This window comes from Paenibacillus hodogayensis (genome assembly GCF_039536325.1).
Taxonomy (GTDB): Bacteria; Bacillota; Bacilli; order Paenibacillales; family NBRC-103111; genus Paenibacillus_AB; species Paenibacillus_AB hodogayensis.
Genome location: NZ_BAAAYO010000006.1, coordinates 61,821 through 86,964, shown reverse-complemented (window position 1 = coordinate 86,964; position 25,144 = coordinate 61,821). Strand labels below are relative to the sequence as shown.

General features: G+C 54.6%; 19 protein-coding genes, 1 pseudogene and 1 other annotated feature. Of the genes and pseudogenes, 16 read left to right on the top strand and 4 right to left on the bottom strand.

Annotation, left to right across the window (positions count from 1 at the left end):
- Positions 1-70 precede the first annotated feature (70 nt).
- From ABD796_RS11510 to ABD796_RS11495, 4 genes and pseudogenes are all read left to right on the top strand, one after another.
- A complete protein-coding gene (locus ABD796_RS11510) occupies positions 71-1,057 on the top strand; it encodes an ABC transporter substrate-binding protein (protein WP_344907658.1) in 987 nt (328 codons plus the stop codon).
- A 181-nt stretch (positions 1,058-1,238) separates the two neighbouring features.
- On the top strand, positions 1,239-2,252 hold the full coding sequence (locus tag ABD796_RS11505; RefSeq protein ID WP_344907655.1) for a YpdA family putative bacillithiol disulfide reductase: 1,014 nt from the start codon (positions 1,239-1,241) through the stop codon (positions 2,250-2,252).
- Positions 2,253-2,450: 198 nt separating this feature from the next.
- Positions 2,451-4,292: pseudogene (locus ABD796_RS11500) on the top strand (ABC transporter ATP-binding protein); the annotation flags it as partial.
- Between the two features lie 26 nt (positions 4,293-4,318).
- Positions 4,319-6,097 (top strand): ABC transporter ATP-binding protein, encoded by a 1,779-nt coding sequence (locus ABD796_RS11495; RefSeq protein ID WP_344908931.1) that lies wholly within the window; start codon positions 4,319-4,321, stop codon positions 6,095-6,097.
- A gap of 66 nt (positions 6,098-6,163) precedes the next feature.
- On the opposite strand, the gene ABD796_RS11490 is transcribed toward ABD796_RS11495, so the two are convergent.
- Complete coding sequence (locus ABD796_RS11490) at positions 6,164-6,286, bottom strand: hypothetical protein (protein ID WP_344907652.1); 123 nt, start codon at positions 6,284-6,286, stop codon at positions 6,164-6,166.
- 2 nt (positions 6,287-6,288) lie between these two features.
- Positions 6,289-7,062, bottom strand: coding sequence for a divergent polysaccharide deacetylase family protein (locus ABD796_RS11485; RefSeq protein ID WP_344907650.1), 774 nt, complete (start codon positions 7,060-7,062; stop codon positions 6,289-6,291).
- A 183-nt stretch (positions 7,063-7,245) separates the two neighbouring features.
- On the opposite strand from ABD796_RS11485, the gene pdaA reads away from it, so the two are divergent.
- From pdaA to ABD796_RS11460, 5 genes are all read left to right on the top strand, one after another.
- Positions 7,246-8,022 (top strand): delta-lactam-biosynthetic de-N-acetylase, encoded by a 777-nt coding sequence (gene pdaA / locus ABD796_RS11480; protein ID WP_344907648.1) that lies wholly within the window; start codon positions 7,246-7,248, stop codon positions 8,020-8,022.
- 125 nt (positions 8,023-8,147) lie between these two features.
- A complete protein-coding gene (locus ABD796_RS11475; protein ID WP_344907645.1) occupies positions 8,148-9,110 on the top strand; it encodes a helix-turn-helix domain-containing protein in 963 nt (320 codons plus the stop codon).
- A 189-nt stretch (positions 9,111-9,299) separates the two neighbouring features.
- Positions 9,300-10,277, top strand: a complete 978-nt coding sequence (locus ABD796_RS11470; protein ID WP_344907642.1) for an ABC transporter substrate-binding protein — start codon at positions 9,300-9,302, stop codon at positions 10,275-10,277.
- 178 nt (positions 10,278-10,455) lie between these two features.
- Positions 10,456-10,956 (top strand): sigma-70 family RNA polymerase sigma factor, encoded by a 501-nt coding sequence (locus tag ABD796_RS11465; protein WP_344907639.1) that lies wholly within the window; start codon positions 10,456-10,458, stop codon positions 10,954-10,956.
- Positions 10,953-12,182 carry an anti-sigma factor gene (locus tag ABD796_RS11460; protein WP_344907637.1) on the top strand — a complete coding sequence of 410 codons (1,230 nt, stop codon included), beginning with the start codon at positions 10,953-10,955 and terminating at the stop codon, positions 12,180-12,182. The genes ABD796_RS11465 and ABD796_RS11460 overlap by 4 nt, the downstream gene beginning before the upstream one ends.
- Before the next feature lie 20 nt (positions 12,183-12,202).
- Here the strand turns inward: ABD796_RS11460 and ABD796_RS11455 are convergent, their stop codons facing one another.
- Positions 12,203-12,898 (bottom strand): SOS response-associated peptidase, encoded by a 696-nt coding sequence (locus ABD796_RS11455; RefSeq protein ID WP_344907634.1) that lies wholly within the window; start codon positions 12,896-12,898, stop codon positions 12,203-12,205.
- Positions 12,899-13,062: 164 nt separating this feature from the next.
- Here ABD796_RS11455 and ABD796_RS11450 point away from each other — a divergent pair, with 164 nt between their 5' ends.
- The 3 genes from ABD796_RS11450 (at position 13,063) to ABD796_RS11440 (ending at position 19,923) form a co-directional block, all read left to right on the top strand.
- Entirely contained in the window at positions 13,063-14,034 is a 972-nt protein-coding gene (locus tag ABD796_RS11450) for an aldo/keto reductase (RefSeq protein ID WP_344907631.1), read from the top strand.
- Positions 14,035-14,106: 72 nt separating this feature from the next.
- Positions 14,107-14,367 (top strand) — a binding site (T-box leader).
- 82 nt (positions 14,368-14,449) lie between these two features.
- Positions 14,450-15,520 carry an aspartate-semialdehyde dehydrogenase gene (asd, locus tag ABD796_RS11445; RefSeq protein WP_344907629.1) on the top strand — a complete coding sequence of 357 codons (1,071 nt, stop codon included), beginning with the start codon at positions 14,450-14,452 and terminating at the stop codon, positions 15,518-15,520.
- A gap of 623 nt (positions 15,521-16,143) precedes the next feature.
- A complete protein-coding gene (locus tag ABD796_RS11440) occupies positions 16,144-19,923 on the top strand; it encodes a discoidin domain-containing protein (protein ID WP_344907627.1) in 3,780 nt (1,259 codons plus the stop codon).
- 159 nt (positions 19,924-20,082) lie between these two features.
- Here ABD796_RS11440 and ABD796_RS11435 read toward each other — a convergent pair whose 3' ends face one another.
- Entirely contained in the window at positions 20,083-20,904 is an 822-nt protein-coding gene (locus tag ABD796_RS11435; RefSeq protein WP_344907624.1) for an N-acetyltransferase, read from the bottom strand.
- Between the two features lie 195 nt (positions 20,905-21,099).
- Here ABD796_RS11435 and ABD796_RS11430 point away from each other — a divergent pair, with 195 nt between their 5' ends.
- The 4 genes from ABD796_RS11430 (at position 21,100) to ABD796_RS11415 (ending at position 25,113) form a co-directional block, all read left to right on the top strand.
- Positions 21,100-21,597, top strand: a complete 498-nt coding sequence (locus ABD796_RS11430) for an RrF2 family transcriptional regulator (protein WP_344907621.1) — start codon at positions 21,100-21,102, stop codon at positions 21,595-21,597.
- Positions 21,598-21,758: 161 nt separating this feature from the next.
- A complete protein-coding gene (locus ABD796_RS11425) occupies positions 21,759-23,198 on the top strand; it encodes an MDR family MFS transporter (protein ID WP_344907618.1) in 1,440 nt (479 codons plus the stop codon).
- 57 nt (positions 23,199-23,255) lie between these two features.
- A complete protein-coding gene (locus ABD796_RS11420; protein ID WP_344907616.1) occupies positions 23,256-24,146 on the top strand; it encodes a class I SAM-dependent methyltransferase in 891 nt (296 codons plus the stop codon).
- Positions 24,147-24,486: 340 nt separating this feature from the next.
- Entirely contained in the window at positions 24,487-25,113 is a 627-nt protein-coding gene (locus ABD796_RS11415; RefSeq protein WP_344907613.1) for a hypothetical protein, read from the top strand.
- Positions 25,114-25,144: the final 31 nt, after the last annotated feature.

Sequence of the window (25,144 nt, the reverse complement as noted above, 5' to 3'; positions counted from 1 at the left end):
GTCTTCTCATGCGTATAATCGGGATTGTCTTGTTGAGAATTATTATCATCATGGGAGGTCCCGATTTTCAATGAACCGATTGATCAGAAAGACGCTTGTTTGGCTTGGCGCCGCGCTCGTGCCGCTGCTGCTGTTCGGCTGCGGGGAGACGGACCGGGTCGGCGGCGATGCGAGTGCATCCGTCGGCTCGAAGGCTGTGGCGAGCGAGCCGGAGTTCCGCACCATCAAAGTTGCGCAAGGCGAGGTGCGGATCCCGGTGAAACCGCAGCGGATCGCCGATATTTCCGGCTCCACGGAGGAGCTGCTGACGCTCGGCTTCACGCCGATCGCCAGCGGCAACACGGATATGGCCAACGCCTCCGCGTTCACGCCGATTTTGAAGCAGAAGCTGCCGGCGGGCACGATCAACACAGGCTGGTACGCCTCCGAAGTCAACATCGAGCAGCTCGTCTCCGCCAATCCCGACCTGATTTTGGCCGGACCGCGTCAGGAAAAGCTCTACGAGCAGCTGTCCAAAATCGCACCGACGGTCATGGTGCCTTACGATTTTAACGCCTTCCGCGAGCGGTTCGCTTTCGTGGCGGATACGCTCGGCAAGAAGCCGGAGATGGAAGCTTGGCTGAAACAGTACGATGAACGGGCGTCGGAGCTCGGGAAAACGCTCGCCGCCGCGACGCATAACGGCAATTTCGCCGTGATCGAGGCGACGGCCAAGGAAATCCGCATTTATGCGACGACGGGCGTAGCTGGCATGGTCTTCGGCGATCTGAAGCTGCCGAAGGCGCCGGGGACGCCGGAGCCGGACAAATGGGGCGGCAAGGTGACGAGTCTCGAGGGACTGTCGGAGCTCGATCCGGATCATATCGTGCTGATGGCCGACAGCGAGCAGAATGTGCTTCAGCAGAGCAAGGTGTGGAGCGGTCTCAAGGCGGTCAAGGCGGGCAACGTCTACAAGCTGACCACCGTCCAAAATTACAACGAAGCGTTCACCGCACTCGGCAAAAAAGCGCTGCTGGAGCAGCTTGCCAAGGATATCGCCGGGAAAGCGAAGCGGTAGCGCACCGATTGGAGGAGTACGGAGTCAAGCCCGATTTGCAGCCGGTTTCCAGAGCGATTCCCTTGTTTCCCGCAGGGCTCCGCCTTTACAGTTGCGACGGCAAGTGCTACATTATAATGTGAACGTGGCACAGGCCGGCAATCGGCCGTGTCCAATCCATTGATAAGGCGGCACGAACAGCATGGGACAAGTCATCGTAATAGGCGGAGGGCCTTGCGGCCTTTCCGTTGCGGCATCGCTGCAGGAACGGGGCATCGCATGCCTCGTGCTGGAGAAAGGCGGCATCGTCAACTCGATTGCGGCGTTTCCGGCGAATATGCGGCTGTACAGTACAAGCGACCGGCTGGAAATCGGCGGGGTGCCGTTTCTGTCCGAGGAGGAGCGCCCGACCCGCAACGAAGTGATGCGGTATTACCGCTTGCTGACGGCGAGACTCGGAATTGCTATCCGCACGTTTCACCGGGTAACGGACGTCGTCCGTACGGGTGGCGGCTTTGAGGTGCGGGCGGCCGACCAGCATGGCCGGGACGTATCGTTCGAGGCGGACGAAGTCGTCATCGCCACCGGGACGTACGATCAGCCGCGGCTCATCGAAGCGCCCGGGGAGCAATTGCCCAAGGTGCGCCACTACTATACCGAGGGCCATTCGTATGCAGGCATGCGGGTGCTGGTCGTCGGGGGCAAAAATTCCGCCGTCGAGGCCGCGATCGATCTGTATCGCAACGGTGCGGACGTAACGCTCGTTCATCGCGGCGATACGGTATTGAAGGGCATCAAGCCGACCTTGATGCTCGATATCCGCAATATGATCGAGAAGCAGCGCATTCGTTTCTATCCCCAATCGCACGTGCTTCGCATTGAGGAGGACTATGTGCGTCTCCTTACGGAGGAGGGCGAGGTGGAAGTGCCGAACGATTTCGTATTCTCGCTGATCGGCTACCAGCCGGATATCGCTCTCCTGCGGCGGCTGGACATCGGCATCGACGAGGAGACGAAGTCACCGAGGTTCGACCCGTTCACCTACGAGACGGACGCGCCGGGCGTCTATGTAGCGGGCGTGGTGACGGCAGGCATTACGAATACGGTGTTTATCGACGACGGCCGGCTGCACGGGCCGGCGATCGCGGAGGCGATTGCCGCGAGAAGACAAGCAGCCGGACTGGTCCGAAGCGGGGGAAGCGGCACAATCGCTTGATCGCAGGCCGTCGAAAGGCGCCGCCTTCTGCGTAGCTGCACTTCCATGAAGCTCTCGTAAACTCATAGCTTCCTCACCCTGTAAGATGAAGTCGTTCTTCCCCCGAACGGCTTTTTTTCTTTGTTTGGCAAAGTTCGATGTTAAAAAATCCGTACAACCGCAGTTTTTATCCGTCTGCGGGGGGACAAACGCGTCCAAATGGTGATAACCTTTCTCAAGGAGACACTTGAGGAGGGATACGATTTGAATCATAGACGGAAACCCAAATCCGGCTTCGCCCGGCTTTTGGAAATAGCGGGAGAGAAAAAAGGGCTGCTTATCGTCGCCTGCGTCTTGTCGTCAGTCAGCGCGGTCTGCATGCTCGTTCCTTATGCGGCAGTATATGTCGTCCTGAAGGAGCTGCTCGAGCATGCGACCGATCCGGCCTCGGCTGACAAAGGGCTGATGATCCGCTCGGGCGTCATCGCCCTGCTCGGGCTTCTCGGCGGCTTTGTTGCCTTGTATGCGGGCGGGATGGCTTCGCATGCGGCCGCTTTTCGTATTTTGTACGGACTGCGCGTCAAGCTTTCCGAGCATATCGGCGGACTACCGCTCGGCTGGCTGAACGGCACGTCCACGGGGGCGATCAAGAAAACGCTGGAGCAAAACGTCGAGAAGGTGGAGACGTTCGTCGCCCACCAGCTGCCGGACTTGGTTCATGTGGCGGTGACGACGGTTGTCATGATTTCCGTCATGCTTTATTTGAACGTATGGATGGGGCTCGCCTGTCTCGTACCGATCATCGCCGGCTTTGCTGTACAGGCCGCATTAATGAGCGGCGAGGAGGCGAAGCGCAACATGCAGCGGTATCACGATTCGCTGGAACGGATGAGCGGCTCGGCCGTGCAATACGTGAGGGGCATGCCTGCCGTGAAGGTGTTCGGACAGACGGTGCGCTCGTTCCGCAAATTTCACGCCGATATGATCGCTTACCGCGATTACTGCGTTCAGCATACGGACCGGTTCCAGAATGGATATTTGCTGTTCAAGGTGCTTATCGGCTCGTTTGCGGCGTTCGTGCTTCCCGTCGGGGTGTTTCTGCTAGACCGGAATCCGGGAAGCACGGCTTTCTCCGCTAAGCTGCTGTTTTTTCTGGTGATGGCTCCGGGCGTGTCGGCGCCGATGTTCAAAATTTTGTTTTTGTCCTCCGCGCTCCGGGATATTAACGAGGGCGTCGCCCGGTTCGACCGGATCTTTGCCGAACAGCCGATCCCCGAGCCGCAGCAGCCCAAGCTGCCGAGCCGTTACGACGTGGCGTTCGAGAACGTATCGTTCGCTTACGGTCAAGCTGACATGGCTGCGCGCCGGGAGGCGCTGTCTTCGGTAACGTTTACGGCCTTGCAAGGGACCGTAACCGCACTGGTGGGTCCGTCCGGCTCCGGCAAGTCGACGATTGCCAACTTGGTTCCGCGCTTCTGGGACGTAGATAGCGGGCAAATCCGCATCGGCGGCGTAGACGTGCGCGACATCCCGTCCGCGGAGCTGATGCGCACTGTCGCTTTCGTGTTTCAGGATACGTTCCTCTTCTACGATACGCTGTACAACAATATTTCGGTCGGCTGTCCCGACGCTGTTCCGGAGGACGTGTACGCTGCGGCGAAAGCGGCACGCTGCCACGATTTTATCCTCAATCTGCCGCAAGGGTATGATACGCTTATCGGCGAAGGCGGCGTGTACTTGTCCGGCGGCGAAGAGCAGCGCATTGCCGTAGCGCGGGCGATTTTGAAAAACGCCCCGATACTGGTGCTGGACGAAGCGACCGCCTTCGCCGATCCGGAGAACGAGCACGAAATGCAGCAGGCGCTCAAAGCGCTGATGAGCCGCAAAACGGTTATCATCATCGCGCACCGGTTGTCGTCCATCCGCGACGCGGACCGGATCGTCGTCCTGGAAGAAGGACGCCTGCGCGAGCAGGGTACCCACGACGGTCTGCTTCGGGAGAACGGGCTGTATGCGCGGATGTGGAACGCTTACGCCGACGCGGGGCAATGGAAGCTGGGGACAGGAGGGGTGCGAGTATGAGCATGATGAACATGATGAGCAACATTACCGCCGGCAAGCCGCGCAAGCTCATAAAGCCGGTGCTGTATACGATCGTCTCCAATCTCGCCGGCATTTTGCCCTTCGCCCTGCTTGTCGCCGCGGCGAGGTTGATCTTCGAGCCTTTCGTTCATCCCGGGGCAGCGCTAAACACGACTGGCCTGTGGTGGCTGTGCGGCGGACTGATTGCGGCGATGGCGGTCGTCTATATGTGCGAAATTCCCGCCTACCGTTCGCAGTTTCGCGGCGCTTACGGCACGGCGGCGGAAGGGAGAGCGCATTTGGCGGAGCATTTACGCAAGCTGCCGCTCGGTTTTCTCAACAAGCGCGATCCCGGCGATCTGGCCAATATGATGATGGGCGATTTTACGATGGTGGAGCATGGTATCTCCCATTTGTTCCCGCAAATGATCGGCGCGCTGCTGCTGCCTTTCCTCGCTTTTGCCGGACTTGTCTTCCTCGACTGGCGGATGGCGGTAGCCATGTTTGTCGCCTTTCCGGCGGCGATCGCCATTGTACTCGCCACATCGGGCATTCAGCGCAAGCTGGGGGAGCGCCATATGCGCGCCAAGATCGACGCCGCGAATCGGCTGCAGGAGTATTTGAACGGCATCCGCGTCATTAAAGCGTACCATTTGACCGGTACCCGCTTCGTCCGTCTGGAGCAGGCTTTCAAGGAATTGATGAGGCGAAGCATCCGCATCGAGGGGCTGATGGGACCGATCGTGCTGAGCGCCGTGGCGCTGATCCGGTCGGGGTTGACGATTATAATCATCGTCGGAATCAATCTGCTGCTTGGCGGTACGCTTGACGTCATCACGCTGGTCGTGTTCCTGCTTATCGGTACCCGCGTGTTCGATCCGCTGACGACGGCTCTGGTCAACTATGCCGAGTTCCGTTACCACGAGCAAGCCGGAGAACGGATCGTCCGGCTGCTGCAAGAGCCGGTCATGTCCGGGGAAGGCATTCCGTCCGGAGGGCACGACGTGGAGCTGCGGAACGTGACGTTCGGTTACGCCGGGCGGCCTGTGCTGCACGATGTCAGCATCCGTATGCCGGCAGGCTCCTTGACCGCGCTGGTCGGCCCGTCGGGAAGCGGCAAGAGCACGGTGCTGCGGCTCGCCGCGCGTTTCTACGACGCGGAAGGCGGCCAGGTGCTGCTGGGCGGGACAGACGTGCGCGGGCTGGAGCCCGAGGCGCTGCTGCGCAAAGTGTCCATGGTGTTCCAAGACGTCTATTTGTTCCAGGATACGATCGAGAACAACATCCGCTTCGGTAAAGCAGACGCTACGCGCGAGGAGATCGAAGCTGCGGCGAAAGCGGCGCGCTGCCACGACTTTATCATGAGGCTGCCGCAAGGTTACGATACGCCTGTCGGCGAAGGCGGGAGCACGCTGTCCGGGGGCGAGAAGCAGCGGATCAGCATCGCCCGGGCCATGCTGAAGAACGCCCCAATCGTGCTGCTCGACGAAGCGACCGCTTCGCTCGATCCGGAGAACGAGCTGGACATTCAGCGCGCCATCGACGAACTGATTCAAGGTCGCACGGTCATCGTAATCGCCCATCGGTTGAAAACGATCCGCAGCGCCGAGCGGATTATCGTGTTGAACGAAGGCCGGGTGGAGGAGCAGGGCCGTCACGACGAGCTGCTGGCTCTGAACGGGCTGTACGCGCGGCTTTGGCGGCTTCAGCAGGAGACGGCGGAATGGAAGGTGTCGTCCAAGAAGACGGGGCAATCGCAAGAAGCTCAACCGTCCGACGCCTAGCCAGAGGGATCTTCAAGCTTGTAACCGGCGTGGAGAGCATCCCGTTCTGATCGAACAAGAGCGTTATTAGAAGCTGACCCAAGCTGCGGAATAGTTGTACGATTTGCCGCGCCGGGTGCTGCTGCGTACGGCAAAGAGGAGGTACGGAAGCTGCTTCACGCGCTTCGTACCTCCCATGTGGTTAGACATGATTAACGGACTTCCGCGGCGAGCTTCGAGATGCCGACAAGCTCCACGCCGGTGAGCGTACGCGGCAGCTGAGCGACGACCTCTGCCGTATTTTTGCCGCCGCCCCCGACATGACCGATCGCGATGCAAGTATCGTGCTCGGACAAATGTTTTTGCAGCTGCTTGACCTGATTCAATACGTGCAGCTTCGTCTTGATATCGTCCAGAAAAATATGGTTTTCCAAACAAGGTACGCCGATTTCCCGCGCCAGTTTCCCCACAATGCTCCGGTAGTTCGTATGGCTGTCCAGAAACAGCATTTGCCGCTCTTTGCAAACTTCCAGCACGATCCGCATGACCCGCTCGTCTACTGTCGCCTTCGACCCCATATGGTTGTTAAGCCCGATGGCGTAAGGCACCTCGTCAATCGCCGCTCCGACCCGTTTGCGGATTTCCTCGTCGGACAAATCGCACGTAATCGCTCCCGGTCCCAGCCAGCTTTTGTTGCCCTTTAGCGGTTCCATCGGCAGATGGACGATTACGTCGTGTCCGTTGCGATGAGCTTCCTCTGCATCCTTCTTCGTTGAAGGCAGGAACGGCATGACGGCTACCGTAAGCGTAAACGGCACCTTCAGCATTTCTTCCGTTCCCTTCATATTGTTGCCAAAATCGTCAATGACGATCGCCGCTCTGCGGACCCGGACAGCTTCCGGACCGTTCTCCGCCCCGATTGGCTGCGGCGCTGCCAACAGCAGAACCAATGCGGTCATACACAGGCCGATTCGTTTCATGTTCATGGTAGGCTGTCATCCTTTGGCATAAAAAGTACGCTTATTGTTCTCCTCCGGGACGTTTGAAAAACAAGGAAAATGTTTGCAGGAGTAGAAAAGAAAGCATCTCGCCATACTAGGGAAGAAAAATGGGTGCAGACCGGTTTAAAGGGCTGCGACAAAAACCGAAAAAAGGGTGGGAGAAGATCGATGGCAGCGCTGGCGAAACTATTGCGCATCGCGACGGTATGCGCGCTGTTGAGCGCGTTCGGAACGACGGCCGTATTCGCGTCCGACGACCGGCCTTATCATTTTGGCTTCAAAAAAAGCAGGAACGGCAGTCCCGCTACGATCGACGAGGAAGGGTTCAAGCCCGTCATCGACCAGTATGGCGCCATTTTCCGCAAGGACGACTCGCGCAAGGTGCTTTATTTGACGTTCGACAACGGCTACGAGAACGGCTATACGGCGCGAATTTTGGACGTGCTGAAGGAAAAGCGGGTGCCGGCGGTCTTTTTCGTGACGGGCCACTATATCGAAAGCCAGCCGGAGCTGTTGAAGCGAATGGCCGATGAAGGCCATCTGATCGGTAACCATTCGTGGAGCCATCCGGATATGACGCAAATTTCCGATGAGCGGATCACCAAAGAACTGTCACAGGTGAAGGAACGCGTCGAAGTGGTCACGGGGCAGAAGGAGATGCTTTATTTGCGCCCGCCTCGCGGTATATTCAGCGAACGCACGCTGGCAGTTAGCCGTAACCTTGGGTACACGAACGTATTCTGGTCGGTGGCGTACGTCGACTGGGATGTGAAGAAGCAGAACGGTTGGAAACACGCCTACGATAAAGTGACAAGCCAGCTTCACCCGGGAGCGGTGTTGCTGCTGCACGCGATTTCCTCCGACAACGCGGGGGCGATGGGAGCCATCATCGACTATGCGCGTCAGCAGGGCTACGAATTCAAGCGGCTGGACGAAACTGGTTAACGACCGAGAAGTGGGGTCTGCCTGCTTGACCGAATAGGGATAGTCAAATGAACCCGGTTTCGATATAATGAGAATGATTATCACTTTCTGTCAGTAACCAGAAAGTATCGACCGGGGGCAGGATGATGAACGGCGGCGGAATTCATGAAAATTTTAACCAGTTTTTTGACAATCTTGGCGTTTCCGGATCGAGCTCGGAGACGAACGGCTTCGTGCGGCTGCGCCCGCAGCTGGGGAACGGCTACATGCTGCGACTGGTGCCGCGTGACGATATGAGTGTCGCGATTGCCAATGTGACATTCTCCCGCCGCTTCGGGATGCCATTAGAGACCGATGTACCGATGGTCGAGCTTAATTACTGCCTGCAAGGCTCTCGGGAATTGCAGGTCGGCGGTTCGACGTACGAATATGCGCGGGGCGACTGCACGCTGCAATTTATGAAGCCCGGGGAAGCGCGGTTCTGGTTTAAGGAAAACGAGCCATGGCACATGCTCGGAATCGGCATTCCGGTGTCCGCGTTTCAACGATTTCTGGGCAAAGACGGTGAAGCGGGTTCCGCCGATTTTTCGCGGATATTAGGGCGCAGCGCGTTTCGGCTATTCCGGGAAGCGATCAGTCCGGCTGCGGGCGTCATCGTGGAGCGGCTGCTGCAAGCGTCGCAAACGCCCGGGATGCGCAATATCGAGACGGAATGCTGCGTGCTCGAGCTTCTTTCTATGGCTTTCCGCTCGTTTTTAGCCGAAGATCCGCCCGCGCATCCGAATTTGTCGCGAAGCGACGTAGATAAAATACGCCAGGCTCGCGACATGATGATGGAGCGCATGACCGATCCGCCGTCGTTGATCGGTTTATCCCGTCTGATCGGACTTAACGATTACAAGCTGAAGGTCGGGTTCAAGGCCGTGTATGGAACGACCGTCTTCGGCTATTTGCGTGACAAAAGGCTGGAAAAGGCGTTCCTGCTGCTCCAGCAGGGACAGATGAATGTGAACGAAATCGCCTGTGCGGTCGGTTATGCGAACGCCAGCTATTTCGCCGAGGCGTTCCGGGACAAATATGGCTTCAATCCCGGCCAGTTCCGCCCCTGACTGCTGCAACAATCTATATTGCAACGATTCGAATCGCTCGCAGGAGCGATTTTTTGTTGTTCCGGCAATTTTATCCGTCCAACCAGCAGCCGATTCCGCCAACTGGTCGCATGGGGGCATACCGCTGCCGTATGATAATTCTCGTTGATAATCAATCTCATTTATATCAAGAAGGGGAATCGAAACGACATGGTCAAACAAGCAGGGCTCCTCCTCGTCTTGACAGCGATCGTCTGGACGACAGCCTGCTCCGATGCAGGTACGGCAAATCATCAGAACGGAACGACGCCTCCTGTCTCCAACGCGCAGGGCACAGCCGATCCGGGCCAGCAGAAGGCGACGGCTTTTCCGCGAACGGTGACGCATCTGGCGGGGAAAACGGCTATTCCGGCCAAACCGCTTAAGATCGCTACGCCCTATATCGCCTTCGTCGACTATTTGGCGGTGCTGGACGAATATCCTATGGCTGCGCAGGGCGTATCCACGATTCAGCGCAATTTTCCGAGCCTGAGCAAGCGTTTGACCGGCAAGACGATCGCCGATCTGGGCATGCAGGTTGATCTGGAGAAATTGTTGGCCGTTCAGCCCGACCTTATTATCGCCGCGGACGATATGAAGGAGCAGTACGACAGGCTATCGCAGATCGCCCCCACAGTCGTCTTCCCGCAAGCCGGAGACTGGCGCGAGACGCTGCTGCAGCTGGCCGAAACGATCGGCAAGGAGGAAAAGGCGAAGGCCGTGCTGGCCGAATTTGACCGCAAATCCGCGGAGTACAAAGAAAAGCTGGCCTTTCGCAAGGACGAACCGGTGCTGTTCGCCATGTATAGCGGCAAGGAGCAGTTCACGACATGGAATGACGGGCGGTTCGATCCGTTCTACAAAGGGTTGGGTCTGAAGCCTGTGGAAGGCAGCAAAACAACGGGGCAATTGTCGCTGGAGAGCTTGGCCGCGCTCGATCCGGACCATCTGTTCATTATCAACAACTGGCAAACTCCCGTCCAAGGAGGGGTCAAGGAAGCGCTCAAGGACAACAAAGTATGGAACAGCCTGAAGGCGGTTCGCGCCAATCAGGTGTACGAGCTGGCCGATCCTTCGCTGCCCGGCCCGATGGCGCTCGCCAAAATCGACGGTATCGAGGAAATCGTCAAGGCGATGGGGAAAAAATAACGGTATCTCGGAGTTCGGATGATGTAAAAGCAAGGAAGAGCTGGATAACGATGAGGCAAGGCCGCCGCGAGGCGGTCTTTTGCATGATAGGAAAAGTAACGGTGTACGATACTTGAACATTTTAGCTGCGTCTGTAACTTTTCGTTTATCCGTACGTAGTTCGATTGGGAGGGAGGGGATGAAGCCAAATCATCTGGATGAATTATACCGGCATTATATGAAGGATGTTTACCGTTATCTGCTCTCCCTCTGTTACGACCATCATGCGGCGGAAGATCTGATGCAAGAGACGTTCTACCGCGCTTATTTATATTTGGAGGACTGCCGGGAAGAGAAGATCAAGCCATGGCTGTTCCGCGTCGCCTACAATGCGTTTGTGGACTACAGACGCAAGGAGAGCCGCAGCAGCGTGCAGGGACCGGACTATTTCCGGAACCGCGGCCATTCCGATACGCCGGAGAAGGCGGCGCTGCGGGATGAGCGTCGGCACGAGCTGGGAAGGGCTATCGCACAGCTTCCGGACAAACAGAGGGACGCGCTGCTGCTGTACGATTTTCGCGGGCTGTCATACCAGGAGGCGGCTGAACGGATGGGCGTCAGCCTGTCCCACTTCAAGGTGCTGCTGTTCCGGGCCAGGCAGCGGCTGCGCGAGGCCGAACGAAAGGACGTGGAACGATGAGCGAGGAATTCAGGCGCAAGTTGAAGCAGTATGCGGACGGCACTTTGCCGGAGAGCGAAAGGGAAGAAGTCGAGCGGGAAATGGATAAAATGGAGGCGTATCAGACGTATTTGGAGGACGCGATGGGAGGGGACCGAAAGCAGGCAGCCGCCCTGCCCGAATCGCAGCGGGCCGGATACCCTGCCGAGCCGGAAACGCCAATCGACGAGAAGCGTATTTTACGCAAGGGCAAGTGGAGGGCTCGCATCGTCACTACGTGGAATGTGCTGGCTCTGCTGATTATCGTCATGATCGTCGGTTCCGTTCTGACCTCCCTGTATTACGACAGCGGCAATCCGGAACGCAGGACGATGTACCGGGACATTGTCGTTTCGACGGTTGCCGTCTCCCGGCCTAACGTATCGCTTAATGTGAACAGCCAGAGTAACATGCTTACGCTGAATTTATCCGGCAAAATGAACAAGCAGGTGGGAGACAAGGACTATGCCGTCGGCGATTTCTCCATGAAGTTTCTGTTAGGGGGCGCTTCGGTTCCTCAGGAGACGCGTCTCGAAGAAGGGAATACGGGTTTCTATACGTTCCGCCATCCGGGTTACAATCTTTCTGCGGATGCTCACGAGGGGGTGGAGCGCCGGAAAGAAGAGCAGGATCAGACGGGATGGAAAACTTTGGAGAAGCTTCCCGAAGGGACCGTCGCCGAAGCGTACCTTTCATTCGACCGGCTGTTCGCTACGGACGAGCTGCTCGCCCGATTCGAGCCCGCGAACCTGCTGCCCGTCTGGTTTGCCGTCAATACCGGTCCGGAATCGTACCGGAGTTACGGCGGTGCAGTGGCGTTTCCCGTCGGATTTCCGTATCGGCCGATGTGGCATCCGGACGATCTCAAGATCGAGCATTACGAAGAAAAACGGTCGGGCCTGTTCGGCAAAATCGTGTCGAGCGGAGGGTCGTACCCGTCGGTAGCCGCTTACGGAAGCGGGGCGTTGCGCAACGAAAACTTTCTCAAGACGCTTCGTTTGCTGCAAGAGTACCGGTCGATTGCCCGTAAAACGGCCCCTTTCACCGACATTGACGCAGCGGTCGGTTATGTCGAAGAGAATGGCGTCCAGCTATACGGGGCCGTCGTCACCGGCCCGGTCAAGGAGCTGTTGAAGCTGCGCGAGGAGTCGTGGATTCGCGATTTCCACGTCGGCGAGGTGCGGTTGTGGAACTGGCGCGACCGTTGAACAGCGGCAAGCCAGAAGGGCTATAGGGGAGGTAAAAGCTCCGGTACCCGCAATATGCATGCCTCCGTATCGTTTCGAACGTTGCCAACTGTACTGGAGACGGGATAGGCCTGCATCTCTTCGGTAGGATAAGGCTGAAGCAGCATCATTAGCTGCTCGGCTTTTTGGCTTTTGTCCAGCCATTTCCGTTCATCGTCCCGGTTGCGCAAAATAACCGGCATCCGGTCGTGAATATCGGCCATCAGCTCGTTCGGAGTAGTCGTAATGACGGTGCAGGTGGATATTTTGCGTCCGTCCGGCGTTGTCCACGATTCATACAAGCCGGCCATCGAGAAGAGCGAGCCGTCCTTGAGCAGAATGCGCATCGGCTGCTTGCGTTTGCCATCGCTGCTTTTCTTCCATTCGTAGAAGCTGTCTGCCGGGACGAGACAGCGCTTTTGCCGAAAAGCCGTCCGGAAAGCCGGCTTCTCCGCGACCGTCTCCCCCCGCGCATTGAACAAGGGCGGCCCTTTCGAAGCTTCGCCGAGCCATTCCGGGACGAGCCCCCACATCAGGGGGCCGATCCGGTTGCGTATTCCGTCGCTAATCACCGCCGGCACCGGCTGCCCGGGAGCGATATTGTATCTCGGCTCGTGGAACAGGCTGGAAGCCGCATCGATGCCGTACCGCAGAAGAAGCTCCTCGATCGTAACCGTTATCGTAAATCGTCCGCACATGTTATCGTTCACCTCATCTCTATTTTCGCTAAAATATCGAGAAAATACAAATCGTGAGCCTTGTCTCGGCTCGAGCACAGGAATTCAATGGATTTTGTAGAATGTTATTTGGGAGTGGAAATCCAATCTGCAGCTATGGCGCGAGAGAACAGGAGGAATTTGGAATGCGATATCGGAGTTTGGGAACAAGCGGTTTGCAGGTTTCGATTCTGGGGTTGGGCACGAATGCGTTCGGCGGTCGTGCCGATAAAGAGACGTCCATCCGTGTACTCCATCATGCCGCAGCTCATGGAATTAATTTCATCGATACGGCTAACATCTACACCGGAACGAAATCCGAAGAAATTATCGGCGAAGCGTTCGAAGGCCGGCGCGAAGAGGTGATTCTGGCAACGAAGGCCGGGATGAAGCGGGGACAAGGGCCAAACGACAGCGGCTCCTCGCGTTATCATATTATCCGGGAGCTGGAAGGAAGCTTGCGCCGTCTGCGCACCGATTACGTCGATTTGTATCAAATTCACGCTTTCGATCCGAAAACTCCGCTTGAAGAGACGCTTCGGGCATTGGACGATCTGATTACCTCCGGCAAGGTGAGATACATCGGCGCATCCAACTACTCGGCGTGGCAAATGATGAAAGCATTGGCAGTCAGTAAAAGCCAAGGCTTGAACGCTTACGTAACGGTTCAACCGGGTTATTCGCTTGCCGACCGCGGAGCGGAAAGGGAGTTGGTGCCTTTCTGCCTGGATCAGGGAATCGGACTAATCCCTTATTTCCCCCTGGCAGGAGGCATCTTGACCGGCAAATATGCCGGGGGCTCCGTTCCAAGCGGCTCGCAGTTGGAGAAAAATCCGAATTTTGCAGACCGCATGGATGTCGACCGGATGAAGCTTGGCGACCGGGTGGTCCAGATTGCGGCTGAGATCGGGACGACCGCTACCGCTCTTTCTCTCGCCTGGCTCATGCACAAGCCGACCGTATGCACGGTCATTGCCGGCGCTACCCGCGAATCGCAAATCGACGACAACTTGAAGGCGGTGCAGCTCGATTTGTCCGAAGACGTTATGCGAGAGCTGAATGACGCAAGCGAGTCGTTTATATTTGACAGACCTTTCGGAAGCGGCGGACGCCGGTAACGAAAAACGAAAAAAAAGCAAAAATATCTTTACTCTACTTCAATTCCTTGATATCCTGTTTTCAATATTTCAAAAAATGCGATGAAGAGAAAAGTAAATTGAAGCGTTCTTCCACAGAGAGCTCCGGCAGCTGAAAAGGAGCGAAGAATTCTTGATTGAAGAAAGCCTCTGAGCAGTACGCCGGATCCGAAGAGGGGATGGCGTAACAGGAGCTCCTGTTATAGAGCTAGAGTATAAGCATCTTCCTTGAAGATGCCGTACTTGAAGAGGCGGATATGGCGACATATCGGCGAACCCGGGTGGTACCACGAGCATACAAATCTCGTCCCTGAGACTATAGTCTTGGGGGTGGGATTTTTTTTATTTCCGCTATCGCGAGTCGGACCGATTAATATTAAACCAAGGAGTGATTTCTATGTCTCGGTTAAGAGCGGCAATTGTTGGAGCAACGGGAATGGCCGGACAACAGTTCGTGCAGGCTTTATCCAATCACCCGAATTTTCAAGTTGACGTTATGGTTACATCCAGAACGTTGAGCACTTATAAGCAAGCGTTATTGGAATCCGACGGTTCGTCCAGATGGACGCAACATACGCCCGTTCCGGATGACATGTTGGACGTTCCGGTCGTCTCTTCCAAGGATTTTCGTCCGGACACCGTCGATGTTATTTTTACGGCGATCGAATCCGATCTTGCCAAGCAATTGGAGCCTTGGTTTGCTCAGACGACTCCGACCTTTTCGACGGCATCCGCTTTTCGTTATTTCGACGATACTCCGCTCCTCATAACCGGAGTGAACGACGATCATGCCGATTTGATTCGCAAGCAGCAGCAAGAACGGGGTTGGAGGGGATACGTGCTGGCTGTTCCCAACTGTACGGTTACCGGGCTGGCCATAACGTTAAAACCGCTTCATGAGCGTTTTGGCATTCAAAATGTGCTTATGGTTTCCATGCAATCGGTTAGCGGTGCGGGAAGAAGTCCCGGGGTACGCACATTGGATATTTTAGATAATATTATCCCGTACATCCCGAACGAAGAAGGAAAAGTACGAAAAGAGCTTCTAAAAATACTAGGCGATTATTCCGGCGACGGTATTACACCCGCGGAAATCAACGTCAACTGTATATGTACGAGAGCGAACGTGCTGGATGGGCACACGGAATCCGTATTTGTCGGTTTGAAGAAACAAGCCGGCTTATCTGAAATTAAAGAAGCCATCCATAGCTATAATCCGTTCGATAACTGCGGCTTCCATTCCGCTCCGGAACGCATGATTCATATTTTCGATGACCCTTTTCGCCCTCAACCTCGCTTGGATCGCGAACTCGGAGGCGGAATGACAACCAGTATGGGAAGGTTGGAGGAGGAGCCGGTACTGGGCGGAGTCAAGTATGTGCTGGTCTCCCACAATACGAAGATGGGTGCGGGAAAAGGCGCCGTTCTGCTCGCGGAATCGATGCTCGCACGGGGGTTGCTGTCATAAGCAGCGCTTAGGAAATATGGCTCGGAAGTTAAACGATGCAGCGGCAACCCTGGACCTTGTATGGGTGTCCTTGATTGTCGCTGCTTTTTTTGTGGCGCTTTGGAATTTTCACGGCTTTTTTGAAAGGCGGGACGGTTAAATAGCAAGTTGAATATTTTCGAATGGTACGTATTTGTTTTGTACAATTTCTGTATACACCCGAACGTAAGTTACATCAAGGGTAGCCGGCTCTCGCTCCAGCTCAAGCCGTACGAACGACAAAGCGCAGCCTGACTGCCGGCAGCGGCGTTGGCCAAAGGGCAGTTTTCTGGTAAAGGCTGAACAACAAAACCCGATCGGAGCTATCCACAGCCCGCTCGGGTTATTTGTTATCGTTTCAGCAAATCATGCAAATGGATAATTGTTTCATTCATGTAAATGGCGGGAGCACCAAGCTATAATGGGGTAGCAATTCATTCATGAGCGAAGGAGCGTGGATTAGGTTGGACATTTATGCACACAAAAGCGGGAAAGCCGGTGCTCGCAGATTCAGCGTTGCAGTTATCGTTATTGCTCTCCTCACACTGTTGGCGTGCCCTAGCTTGTTGCTTGCAGAAGCTGGAGGGGGGAATAGCCGACCGATTATGGAAGCGCTTTACGTATCGCCGAACGGTTCGGACACAACGGGCAACGGGACAGAGCAAGCACCCTTCCGCACGCCAAGCAAAGCGCGCGATTCGGTAAGAAGCTTGCTCCATTCCGGTACGATGATGGGAGACATTGTCGTCTACTTGCGGGGAGGAGCGTATTGGCTTACGGAAACGTTAGCGCTCGACGCCCGAGATTCGGGCCGCAACGGCTACGAGGTCGTCTACCGCGCCTATCCGGGAGAAAGGCCAATGATTAGCGGAGGCAAAGAAATTTCCGGCTGGGTGAATCAGGGGAATGGCGTATATACAGCGAACTCCGGCGGTCTCGATTTCCGGCAGTTGTATGTTAACGACCAACGGGCCGTTCGCGCGCGTACGCCGAACGTCGGCGAATTTTTCCGTATTCAGGAATGGGACAAGACGAACAAGCTGTTCGTCGTCGATTCGCATGACGTAGCGAACTTCCCGACGCTTGGCGGCAATTCCAATGTGGAGATCGTCATTCAGACACAATGGTCGGATCAGCATCTGAAGGTGGAGTCCGTCGTTACAAACGGCCACCAGGCTTCTATCGACACGAGGGTGCACGAACGGAATACGTTGTTCGGCCGAGCGAACCCGGGCAACGATCCGGGGGCGTCGTATCATGTTGAGAACGCGCTTGAATTTCTGGATACGAATGCCGAGTTTTATCTCGATCGTCCCGGCAATGTACTGTACTACAGACCTCGTTTCGGTGAAGACATGTCGCAGGCGATAGTCGTCGCGCCGCAGCTCGTCACGCTGCTCAATCTGGAAGGGACGCTCAACGAGCCGGCAAGCAACATCCGATTCGAAGGACTGTCGTTTCAGCACAGCGGCTGGAACGTCCCTACCGAGGAAGGCTATTTGAACAAACAAGCGACCGTTTACGAATATAACGCAGGCTGGGAGAGGAAGATGCCGGCCGCGGTCATCGTCAAGAACGCCCAAAACATCTCGTTCGAGCATAACCGGTTCGAGCGGCTTGGCGGAGCGGGACTCGATTTGGTGTCGGGTACGGCTGATGTCCGCATTGTCGGAAACGTGTTCGCCGACATATCCGGCAACGGTATGAACGTCGAAAGCACGCTGCCTCGGGACCGGGTCGTGCCGGCCGATACGAGAACGATCGTCAAGCGGACGCTCGTCTCGAACAATTATATAACGAAAATCGGCCAAGACTACTACGGCTCCGTAGCTATATTTGCCGGTTATCCGGAAGCGCTTACTATGGAGCATAACGAAATCGCTTATGTGCCGTACAGCGGCATTTCGCTCGGTTGGGGGTGGACCTCCAACGATACGGCGCTCAAAAACAACATCGTCCGTTATAACGATATCCATCATGCGATGCAGCTAATGGTGGACGGAGCAGGAATTTACACGCTTTCCAAGCAGCCCAATTCGCAAATCACGGAAAACTACGTCCACGACAATGTTCGTTCCCCTTGGGCAGCGCCGTACGTGGACCCGACCAAAAACCATTACGCGGTCGGCGGCATTTACTTGGATCTCAACAGTGCCGGCTTTACGGTGGCCCGCAACGTCATCGAGAATGTGCCGACGCCGTTGTTTGCCAACCGGTTCAAGTACGGAAGCAATCAGTACATCGGGAACGACGGACATGACGAAGCCGTCAAGAGCAACGCCGGGTTGCAACAGGAGTTTCGTTCGCTCCGCAATTCCGTCCATGCGTACGATTCCAGGCAGCCTACGCTGGTGAGCGCCATTGCCGATCCTATAGGACGTCAGATCGTCTTGACGTTCAGCGAAGCGATCGATCCGGGCATGCTGCAAGCGAGCGGATTTACGCTCGGCGGAGCCAGCGCCGTCGTCACCACTGCGGAGCTGGATACGAATGTGCCGGCCAACAATGCGGTTCGACTTCTACTGAGCGAGAGGCTGCCATACAAACAGCCGGTCACGCTTTCGCTGGCCGAAGCGGCGGTGCGGGATGCAAGCTGGAATACGAACGCTCCGCTGGCCTCGTTCGAGGTCGATACCCGCGACGTGGAGAGCCCGTACGTCATTCATCTGGATATAACCGGATCGCCGATCATGACGGTAGGGGATACGGTATATAGTGCTCCGTCCGTATACACAATCGAAGGAACGCCGGTCATACCGGGGCCGGCCCACTGGCAGTTCGCATCGGCTAACCCGGCGATCGCGACCGTGGACAGTACCGGACAAGTGCGGGCAATAAGCGCGGGTAAAACCGAAGTGACGATTTCTGCTCTTGTCGGCGACATCGTTTCCGTTCCGGTTGCGACGCATCTCGACATATTCGTTTTTGCTGCGGGAGAAACCGTCCCTAGGCTGGTTAACATAGCCGAAAAGAAGGCCGTAACGGCGACGGGAACAAGCGCGGGAGTTAACTATGGGCCGGAGAATGCTGTCGACGGAACTATGGGCACCGTATGGGCGCTCAGTACCGAAGGGACGCTGACCGTCGATTTGGGCGATACGTATGCCTTGTACGACATTGAACAAGTTCAGGTAGCAACACGGACCGATTTCGACCAAAAAACGCCGAGACGAAACTTCGAAGTCCAAGCGTCCAATACGCGCGATTTCTTGACGTATACGGTATTGGGGGGGCAAGGGGATATAGAGCTGCCGTTCGGGGGTACGTTGGATATTAACTTGACGCAGCCGCAGTCGTATCGCTTTATTCGCTTCGTCAAGAACGGAGGGTATGCGGTGTTGGCCGAATTGCGGGTGAATGCGTCTTATCGTCAAGCTGATTCGACTCCGCAATGGCCGATGTTCGCCAAGCTGGACGCGGCAGAAGAGGCGCCAGGGCAAGTGCGTCTTATTTGGTCCCCGCCAAGCGACTTTTACGACATAACCGGCTACCGTATATCCTTCAACGGGGGAGCGCCTGTTACGGTAAGCGGCAGCGTCTATTCCTACTTGATCGACAACGTGACGGAAGGAACGCCGCTTCAGGCGACCGTTCAAGCCGAGAACGCATACGGCACCAGCTCGAACGGTCCATCCGTCACGATTAATCCAAGCTGGTCGGGCTACTATTTGGACTTGACATGGGACGGCACGCCCATCATGTTGGCGGGCGAAAATGTAACGCTTAAGCCGTTAGTGAAAAACGCCGATAACCGTCCCGTTAAGTGGGGGGCGTCAACATGGCAATTTTCCTCCTCGAATACGACCGTCGCTACCGTAAACAGCGATGGCGTCGTAACGGCTCTCAGCACCGGCGTTGGCGGGCAAACGCAAATTGCTTTGAGCGCCACGCTAAACGGCAACACCTACTCAAGCCGATTGGACGTCTACGTATTCTCGGCGAGTCAAGCCCGTCCGACGGAAGTGAATGTGGCGAGAGGCAGAGAAACGTCTTCGAACGTGGGATACGTTTCCCCGCATGCAACGACAAGGGCGGTTGATGGCTTAAACAACACCATGTGGGCGACGAACGTGCCAGGCTATTTGCAGCTCGATATGGCCGACTCGTACCGTTACTATGACATCGTCGCGATTGAGGTCGTGACCAGGCAAGATGCGGATCTTCAGTCGCCGCGCAGAAACTTCGACATCTATGGTTCGAGCAACTCTGCCTTCACGACGTCAACGCTGCTGGCCAGCCAAGGAGCGACTGCGCTTGCCTTCAAGGAAATCAAGCGCTACGATTTGGCGCAGCCGGGAAGCTACCCGTACATCCGTTATGTCAAAACCGGCAATTACGCCGAGGTAGCCGAGCTGCGGGTATGGGCTACATTGAAGCCGCGGTGATCGACCCTGGCATGAACGTTGTTCCCGAGAATTCCACCGGATTTTTAAGTGCAGTACAGCGTTAACCTCATAACTAGTGATACCCCAAGCAAGCCTCTACAACCGCGACAAAAGCGGGGACGGAGGCTTGCCTGCTGTTTCGCTTGACCAATATCCTCTTCATGATGAGTGAAGTGGTGCCCAGACTGCTCGTGTCCAAGCCATTTGCATACCGACTCGTTCCATATTGTTTTGACTCGAGCTTCCGAAGCTTGCTTGAGCTACTACAAGTTCACAGTGAGCTTTATGAGCCTCGTGCATTCGCCATAGCAAAAGCGAAGTTTGCAGACCGTTCCGTCTACATTCAGGAACTGTTGCGGCTAAAGTGTACGAGGCGATATGGTTGCCGATGTGCATAACAGCTACAGCTGCGGGGATATCATTCCAGTATGCTAAAAACAATTTCCAGCCGGCACGATTCAGCAAACCTATATTGTTGTTAATAAAGTGATGTTTATGAGCAATATCCATTCCAGATCCGACGCAATGAATACCCGCATAGAGGTCGAAATCTACTTCATTATCAATTTCACGTATTTTGATGCCGGAGGGGATTTTGGGTAGCTCCCTACTGGGCAAACCGTATAGGACGGAGTGAAAACTATGTTGAAACAGACCATTTTCGGCTAAACGCCTTAACGTATGGGGAGTAAGACCGACAGGATTGATGTCTAGCTGAAATGTTCTTTCTCTTACGCGGTAGAAGTCAATAATTTCTTCTAATGTATCCACGTCATTGTGGGAGAAGCCCTTTACTGAATTGAACAGCCCCCAGGGCATTGTTTTTATGTAGAAGGCAGTAGCGTTTCCAAATGTTCTGATTTCGACACCTTCCGGATTGCCGCTTCGCTCTCCAATAGAGCTAACTCTTGAGGAAAAGTAATCCACTTCGGATTGCTGTATACGTTTAGCCAATTGTTCATTAACAACAGGCAAGCCCATTTGTGTTTCACCTCATGCTTCTTTTTGATTTTCCAGCTCGTAGATTAAACACCCATCTGTAATAGTGTAATAAGTGATGGAATGCAAGTCAAAACTGAAGTAGGGAAGAATATCATTGCAATTTGGAATCGGATCGTTTATTATGGACACTACAGGTCCGCAATAATGATGATCATGAGAAGGGAGGAGGGGAATTTGCAGTTCTCCAAAAGTACAGATTACGCTCTACACGCTTTAGTTCATCTGGGACACCCGGAGCGTTGCAACAATGTCGGAATCAAGGAATTATCTTCAACGCTTGGTGTTTCCGAAAGCTATTTATCCAAAATCATGTCCAAGCTAAGGCAGGATGGAATCGTACGTGCTGTGCCAGGGGTGAACGGCGGTTACGAGCTTGCCAGGCTGGCTGAACAGATTACGTTTCTTGATGTGATTCAAGTGATTGAAGGAAGACAGAAGATGTTCGAATGTTCCAATACGAAGTCGCAGCAGCATCGGTTGTTGGCGGAAGAGGGGAGTGCCCGGCGGGAGCGGGATCAGGATCAGGAGCGTTCAGGAAAGAGCGAATGCATGATCGAGAAGGTGATGGAGGGCGCGGAGCAGCATCTGCACCAATACTTGCGGGAGCACACGATCCAGTCGTTGCTGGATGAAGCTTTCAAGCGCTGCAACCATGGGGCAAGCAAGAAGTGATACGCTTCTTGCGCTTTAATTATGGATATCTTAGATCCATGTAGGTGTATATAGAATGGAAAAACAACTTTTCGATATTGACACTATTGGCGGCGGACCGGCTGGGTTCAACGCCGCGGTCATCAACAATGAGCTAAATACGAGGCTTGGGGGAGAAACGGATGATTGATTTAACTAATATGAAGCGCGGTCCGATCATGTTTGCCCTAATTATCGGCATGTTCGTCGCCGCTTTGAACGAGACGCTAATGGGCAATGCCCTTCCCGAATTGATGAAATCGTTTGGCGTGTCTGCGGCAACGGCCCAGTGGCTTTCCACCGCTTACATGCTCGTCGTTGGCGTGCTAGTTCCGGTGACGGCAATTCTGCAGCAATGGTTCACGACCCGGCAAATCTTTCTGTCGGCGATGAGTCTGTTCTTCGTCGGTACGGTCACCTCGGCGGTGTCTCCGGAATTCGGCGTGCTGCTGGTCGGGCGCATTATTCAAGCGATAGGAACCGGCATGCTGCTGCCCCTTGTCATGAACGTAATCATGACCATTTATCCGCCGGAAAAACGGGGAGGCGCAATGGGGATGTTAGGGCTCGTCGTCATGTTCGCGCCGGCGATAGGCCCGACTATATCGGGTTTAATCGTTGACGGGCTTTCATGGCGCTGGCTGTTTTACCTTGTGACACCGTTTGCGCTGCTCTCCATTATTATAGGTGCCGCTGTCTTGAAAAATGTGTCGGAAGTCACCAAGCCGCGAGTGGACTTCTTATCCATCGTGTTGTCGACGATCGGCTTCGGCGGAATTGTCTATGGGTTCAGCAGTGCAGGCGAACACGGTTGGTCGGAACCGGAAGTCATCTGGACGATCGCCGCGGGCGGGGTTTCCTTGTTGCTGTTCGTCTGGAGGCAGCTATTGTTAAAGCAGCCTGTCATGGATTTACGTGCGTTTCGGTATCCGACATTTGCGCTCGTCGCGGTGCTGCTGTTTGTGCTTATGATGACCTTCTTCTCATCGGCGATCATGCTTCCGATGTTTATGCAAGGCGTGCTCTTGGTAACGGCATTCAAGTCCGGTTTGATCCTTCTCCCCGGCGGGATTGTGAACGGGTTCATGGCCCCGGTCTCCGGCAAGTTGTTTGACAAGTTTGGGCCTCGCGTTCTGGTTATCCCGGGACTGGCCATTGCCGTCGTCTCGTTGTGGCAGTTCACCCGATTCGACGAAGCGACGAGCACCGGCTTCCTCGTCGCCGTTCACATCGCCCTGATGATTGGCATCGCGCTGGTCATGATGCCCGCACAGACAGCCGGGCTCAACCAGCTGCCAAGCCATCTGCACCCGCATGGGACGGCGATCTTGAATACGCTGCAGCAGGTGTCTGGCGCAATCGGTACTGCCCTGTACATCAGTATTATGTCGGGCGGACAGAAGCAGTACTTGAGCGGAGTGAACGATCCGCAAGCTCCGGCGGAAATCGCCAATGGGCTCGCTGCCGGTATTAACAACGCGTTCTGGTTCGGCGTCATCATCGCGCTCGTTGCGCTCGTACTTGGTCTTTTTCTTCGTAAAGGGAGATCGTCGGAACAGGAACAGGAACAGGCAGCAGGATGAATCAGGCCGTTCCATTAGGGGAATCGATAAAATATAAGGAAAGCGTGGGGAATGCACATGAACGATTTTTTTAATGCAGCCATATGGGAAAAAGCATGGAAAGACGAGTCCGATTTGAAAATCGACAGGATGAAAAAGAACGGAATCGATCCTACCCGATCTTTCGACCATAAGGCCAAAACCTTCAACGAACAATCGTTTAGCGAAGAGGGAAGAAAGCGAACCAAACGAATCATGAACTGGCTGGAAGGACAAGGAGTTCGATTCGAAAATAGCTCCATTCTGGATATTGGTGCCGCTACGGGCGTGTTCTCGGTACCGTTTGCGGAGCGAGGGGCCATTGTAACCGCCGTCGAGACCTCTCCCCCGCAGATTGAATTGTTGCAAGAAAACATCTCGAGCTTCGCCGAACAACAGGTAAAAATTGTACCCGTACCGTTTGAAGATATTGACGTAAAGGCCCATGGCTGGAATCAGGTCTTCGATCTCGTCTTTGTGTCGATGAGCCCGGTCATTCACAATTGGGAGAGCGTGGAGAAGGTGCTCCAGTGCGCTCGAAAGTTCTGTTATATCAGTATGCCGGTAAGTCCTGCGGAACACAGCCTGGTGAATGAAATTTGGCCGATCATCACCGGTCAGCCTTACCATACGAAACATATGGAAATGGGATATTTGCTGCATTTGCTCTATCTTAAAGGCTACGCATTCGAATCGCTGATCACGCGGGAAGCGAAAACGACGGAAGTCTCCAGAGAAGCAGCGTTGCAGGAAGCGATGACTTGGCTGGGCCATCACCGTCTGCCTGTTGATGAGCGGAACCGGAACATCATTGCCGACTATTTGGAGCAAGCCTATCCGTCCGGAAAAGTCGTCATCCATGAAGGCGGACGTTTTGGCAAGGTACTGATTCGATTGCAGGATCAGAACATGTACACGAGAGAGATTTGAGTCCGGCAAGGCGGGTTTGCCTATTCATTTCCGAATAATCGGAGATCACTTGCCAATAGTGTAAAGCGAACAAAATCAGTAAGACCGGAGGGACAAAAGCCACTCTGGTTTTACTGATTTTTTAGCTCGCTTCAGACAGAACGGTGATGCGTATCGCGCATTCTGGTAATGCAGAGAGTTGAGTTAAAGGTAATTGATGGTTCTGAAAGAAAAGAAAAGATGAGAGGTGACAGTATCGCTCCAGCTAAAAACGGTGAACAATTTTATGTAGCACATTTACCTTAAATCCTATAAGGTTATCTAATAAAGTGAGATGTCTGAACCATGAAGGAGAAAACAGATGACCATAATCGATAAATTAGCAACTGGACTCAACCGCAAAGACGAAGCTCCTAATCAGGAACTGGCGAAAGAAATTGCCGACCGGGATGATAGAGAAGCTGTGAAAGAACTTGTTGATCACTTGTTGCATAACAAAGACAAGAACATTCAAAGCGATTGCATGAAAGTGCTCTATGAAATTGGAAATCTCAAACCGTCGTTAGTTGCCGCATACAGCAAAGAGTTCGTAACATTGCTTGATCATGGGAACAATCGATTGGTTTGGGGAGCTATGACAGCATTAGATGCGATAACTCTTGAAAATCCGGAAGTCATATATGCAGCACTTGCCAAAATTATTGACGTTACGGACAAAGGGTCGGTAATCACCAAAGATCACGGAGTCCATATTCTGATTAAACTTTGTTCGGTCAAACCTTATGCGGATCATGCATTCCCATTACTCATCGAACAGCTTGAGAGATGTCCGACAAATCAACTTCCCATGTATGCGGAGAATGCAATATCCATCGTTAACGATACCAACAAAGCCTCTTTCATAAAGACGCTTTTCTCACGACTCGACGATATTGAAAAAGACACAAAACGCAAGCGAGTGGAGAAAGTGATTAAGAAATTGAGTTGATTGTAGCATTTATGTAACACAGAACATAGGA

What these genes read in the sequence shown, in the direction of transcription:
- ABD796_RS11510 (WP_344907658.1), top strand. Translation starts at nt 71, where the DNA reads ATGAACCGATTGATCAGAAAGACGCTTGTTTGGCTTGGCGCCGCGCTC.
- ABD796_RS11505 (WP_344907655.1), top strand. Translation starts at nt 1,239, where the DNA reads ATGGGACAAGTCATCGTAATAGGCGGAGGGCCTTGCGGCCTTTCCGTT.
- ABD796_RS11495 (WP_344908931.1), top strand. Translation starts at nt 4,319, where the DNA reads ATGAACATGATGAGCAACATTACCGCCGGCAAGCCGCGCAAGCTCATA.
- ABD796_RS11490 (WP_344907652.1), bottom strand. Translation starts at nt 6,286, where the DNA reads ATGTCTAACCACATGGGAGGTACGAAGCGCGTGAAGCAGCTTCCGTAC.
- ABD796_RS11485 (WP_344907650.1), bottom strand. Translation starts at nt 7,062, where the DNA reads ATGAACATGAAACGAATCGGCCTGTGTATGACCGCATTGGTTCTGCTG.
- pdaA (WP_344907648.1), top strand. Translation starts at nt 7,246, where the DNA reads ATGGCAGCGCTGGCGAAACTATTGCGCATCGCGACGGTATGCGCGCTG.
- ABD796_RS11475 (WP_344907645.1), top strand. Translation starts at nt 8,148, where the DNA reads ATGAACGGCGGCGGAATTCATGAAAATTTTAACCAGTTTTTTGACAAT.
- ABD796_RS11470 (WP_344907642.1), top strand. Translation starts at nt 9,300, where the DNA reads ATGGTCAAACAAGCAGGGCTCCTCCTCGTCTTGACAGCGATCGTCTGG.
- ABD796_RS11465 (WP_344907639.1), top strand. Translation starts at nt 10,456, where the DNA reads ATGAAGCCAAATCATCTGGATGAATTATACCGGCATTATATGAAGGAT.
- ABD796_RS11460 (WP_344907637.1), top strand. Translation starts at nt 10,953, where the DNA reads ATGAGCGAGGAATTCAGGCGCAAGTTGAAGCAGTATGCGGACGGCACT.
- ABD796_RS11455 (WP_344907634.1), bottom strand. Translation starts at nt 12,898, where the DNA reads ATGTGCGGACGATTTACGATAACGGTTACGATCGAGGAGCTTCTTCTG.
- ABD796_RS11450 (WP_344907631.1), top strand. Translation starts at nt 13,063, where the DNA reads ATGCGATATCGGAGTTTGGGAACAAGCGGTTTGCAGGTTTCGATTCTG.
- asd (WP_344907629.1), top strand. Translation starts at nt 14,450, where the DNA reads ATGTCTCGGTTAAGAGCGGCAATTGTTGGAGCAACGGGAATGGCCGGA.
- ABD796_RS11440 (WP_344907627.1), top strand. Translation starts at nt 16,144, where the DNA reads ATGGAAGCGCTTTACGTATCGCCGAACGGTTCGGACACAACGGGCAAC.
- ABD796_RS11435 (WP_344907624.1), bottom strand. Translation starts at nt 20,904, where the DNA reads ATGGGCTTGCCTGTTGTTAATGAACAATTGGCTAAACGTATACAGCAA.
- ABD796_RS11425 (WP_344907618.1), top strand. Translation starts at nt 21,759, where the DNA reads ATGATTGATTTAACTAATATGAAGCGCGGTCCGATCATGTTTGCCCTA.
- ABD796_RS11420 (WP_344907616.1), top strand. Translation starts at nt 23,256, where the DNA reads ATGAACGATTTTTTTAATGCAGCCATATGGGAAAAAGCATGGAAAGAC.
- ABD796_RS11415 (WP_344907613.1), top strand. Translation starts at nt 24,487, where the DNA reads ATGACCATAATCGATAAATTAGCAACTGGACTCAACCGCAAAGACGAA.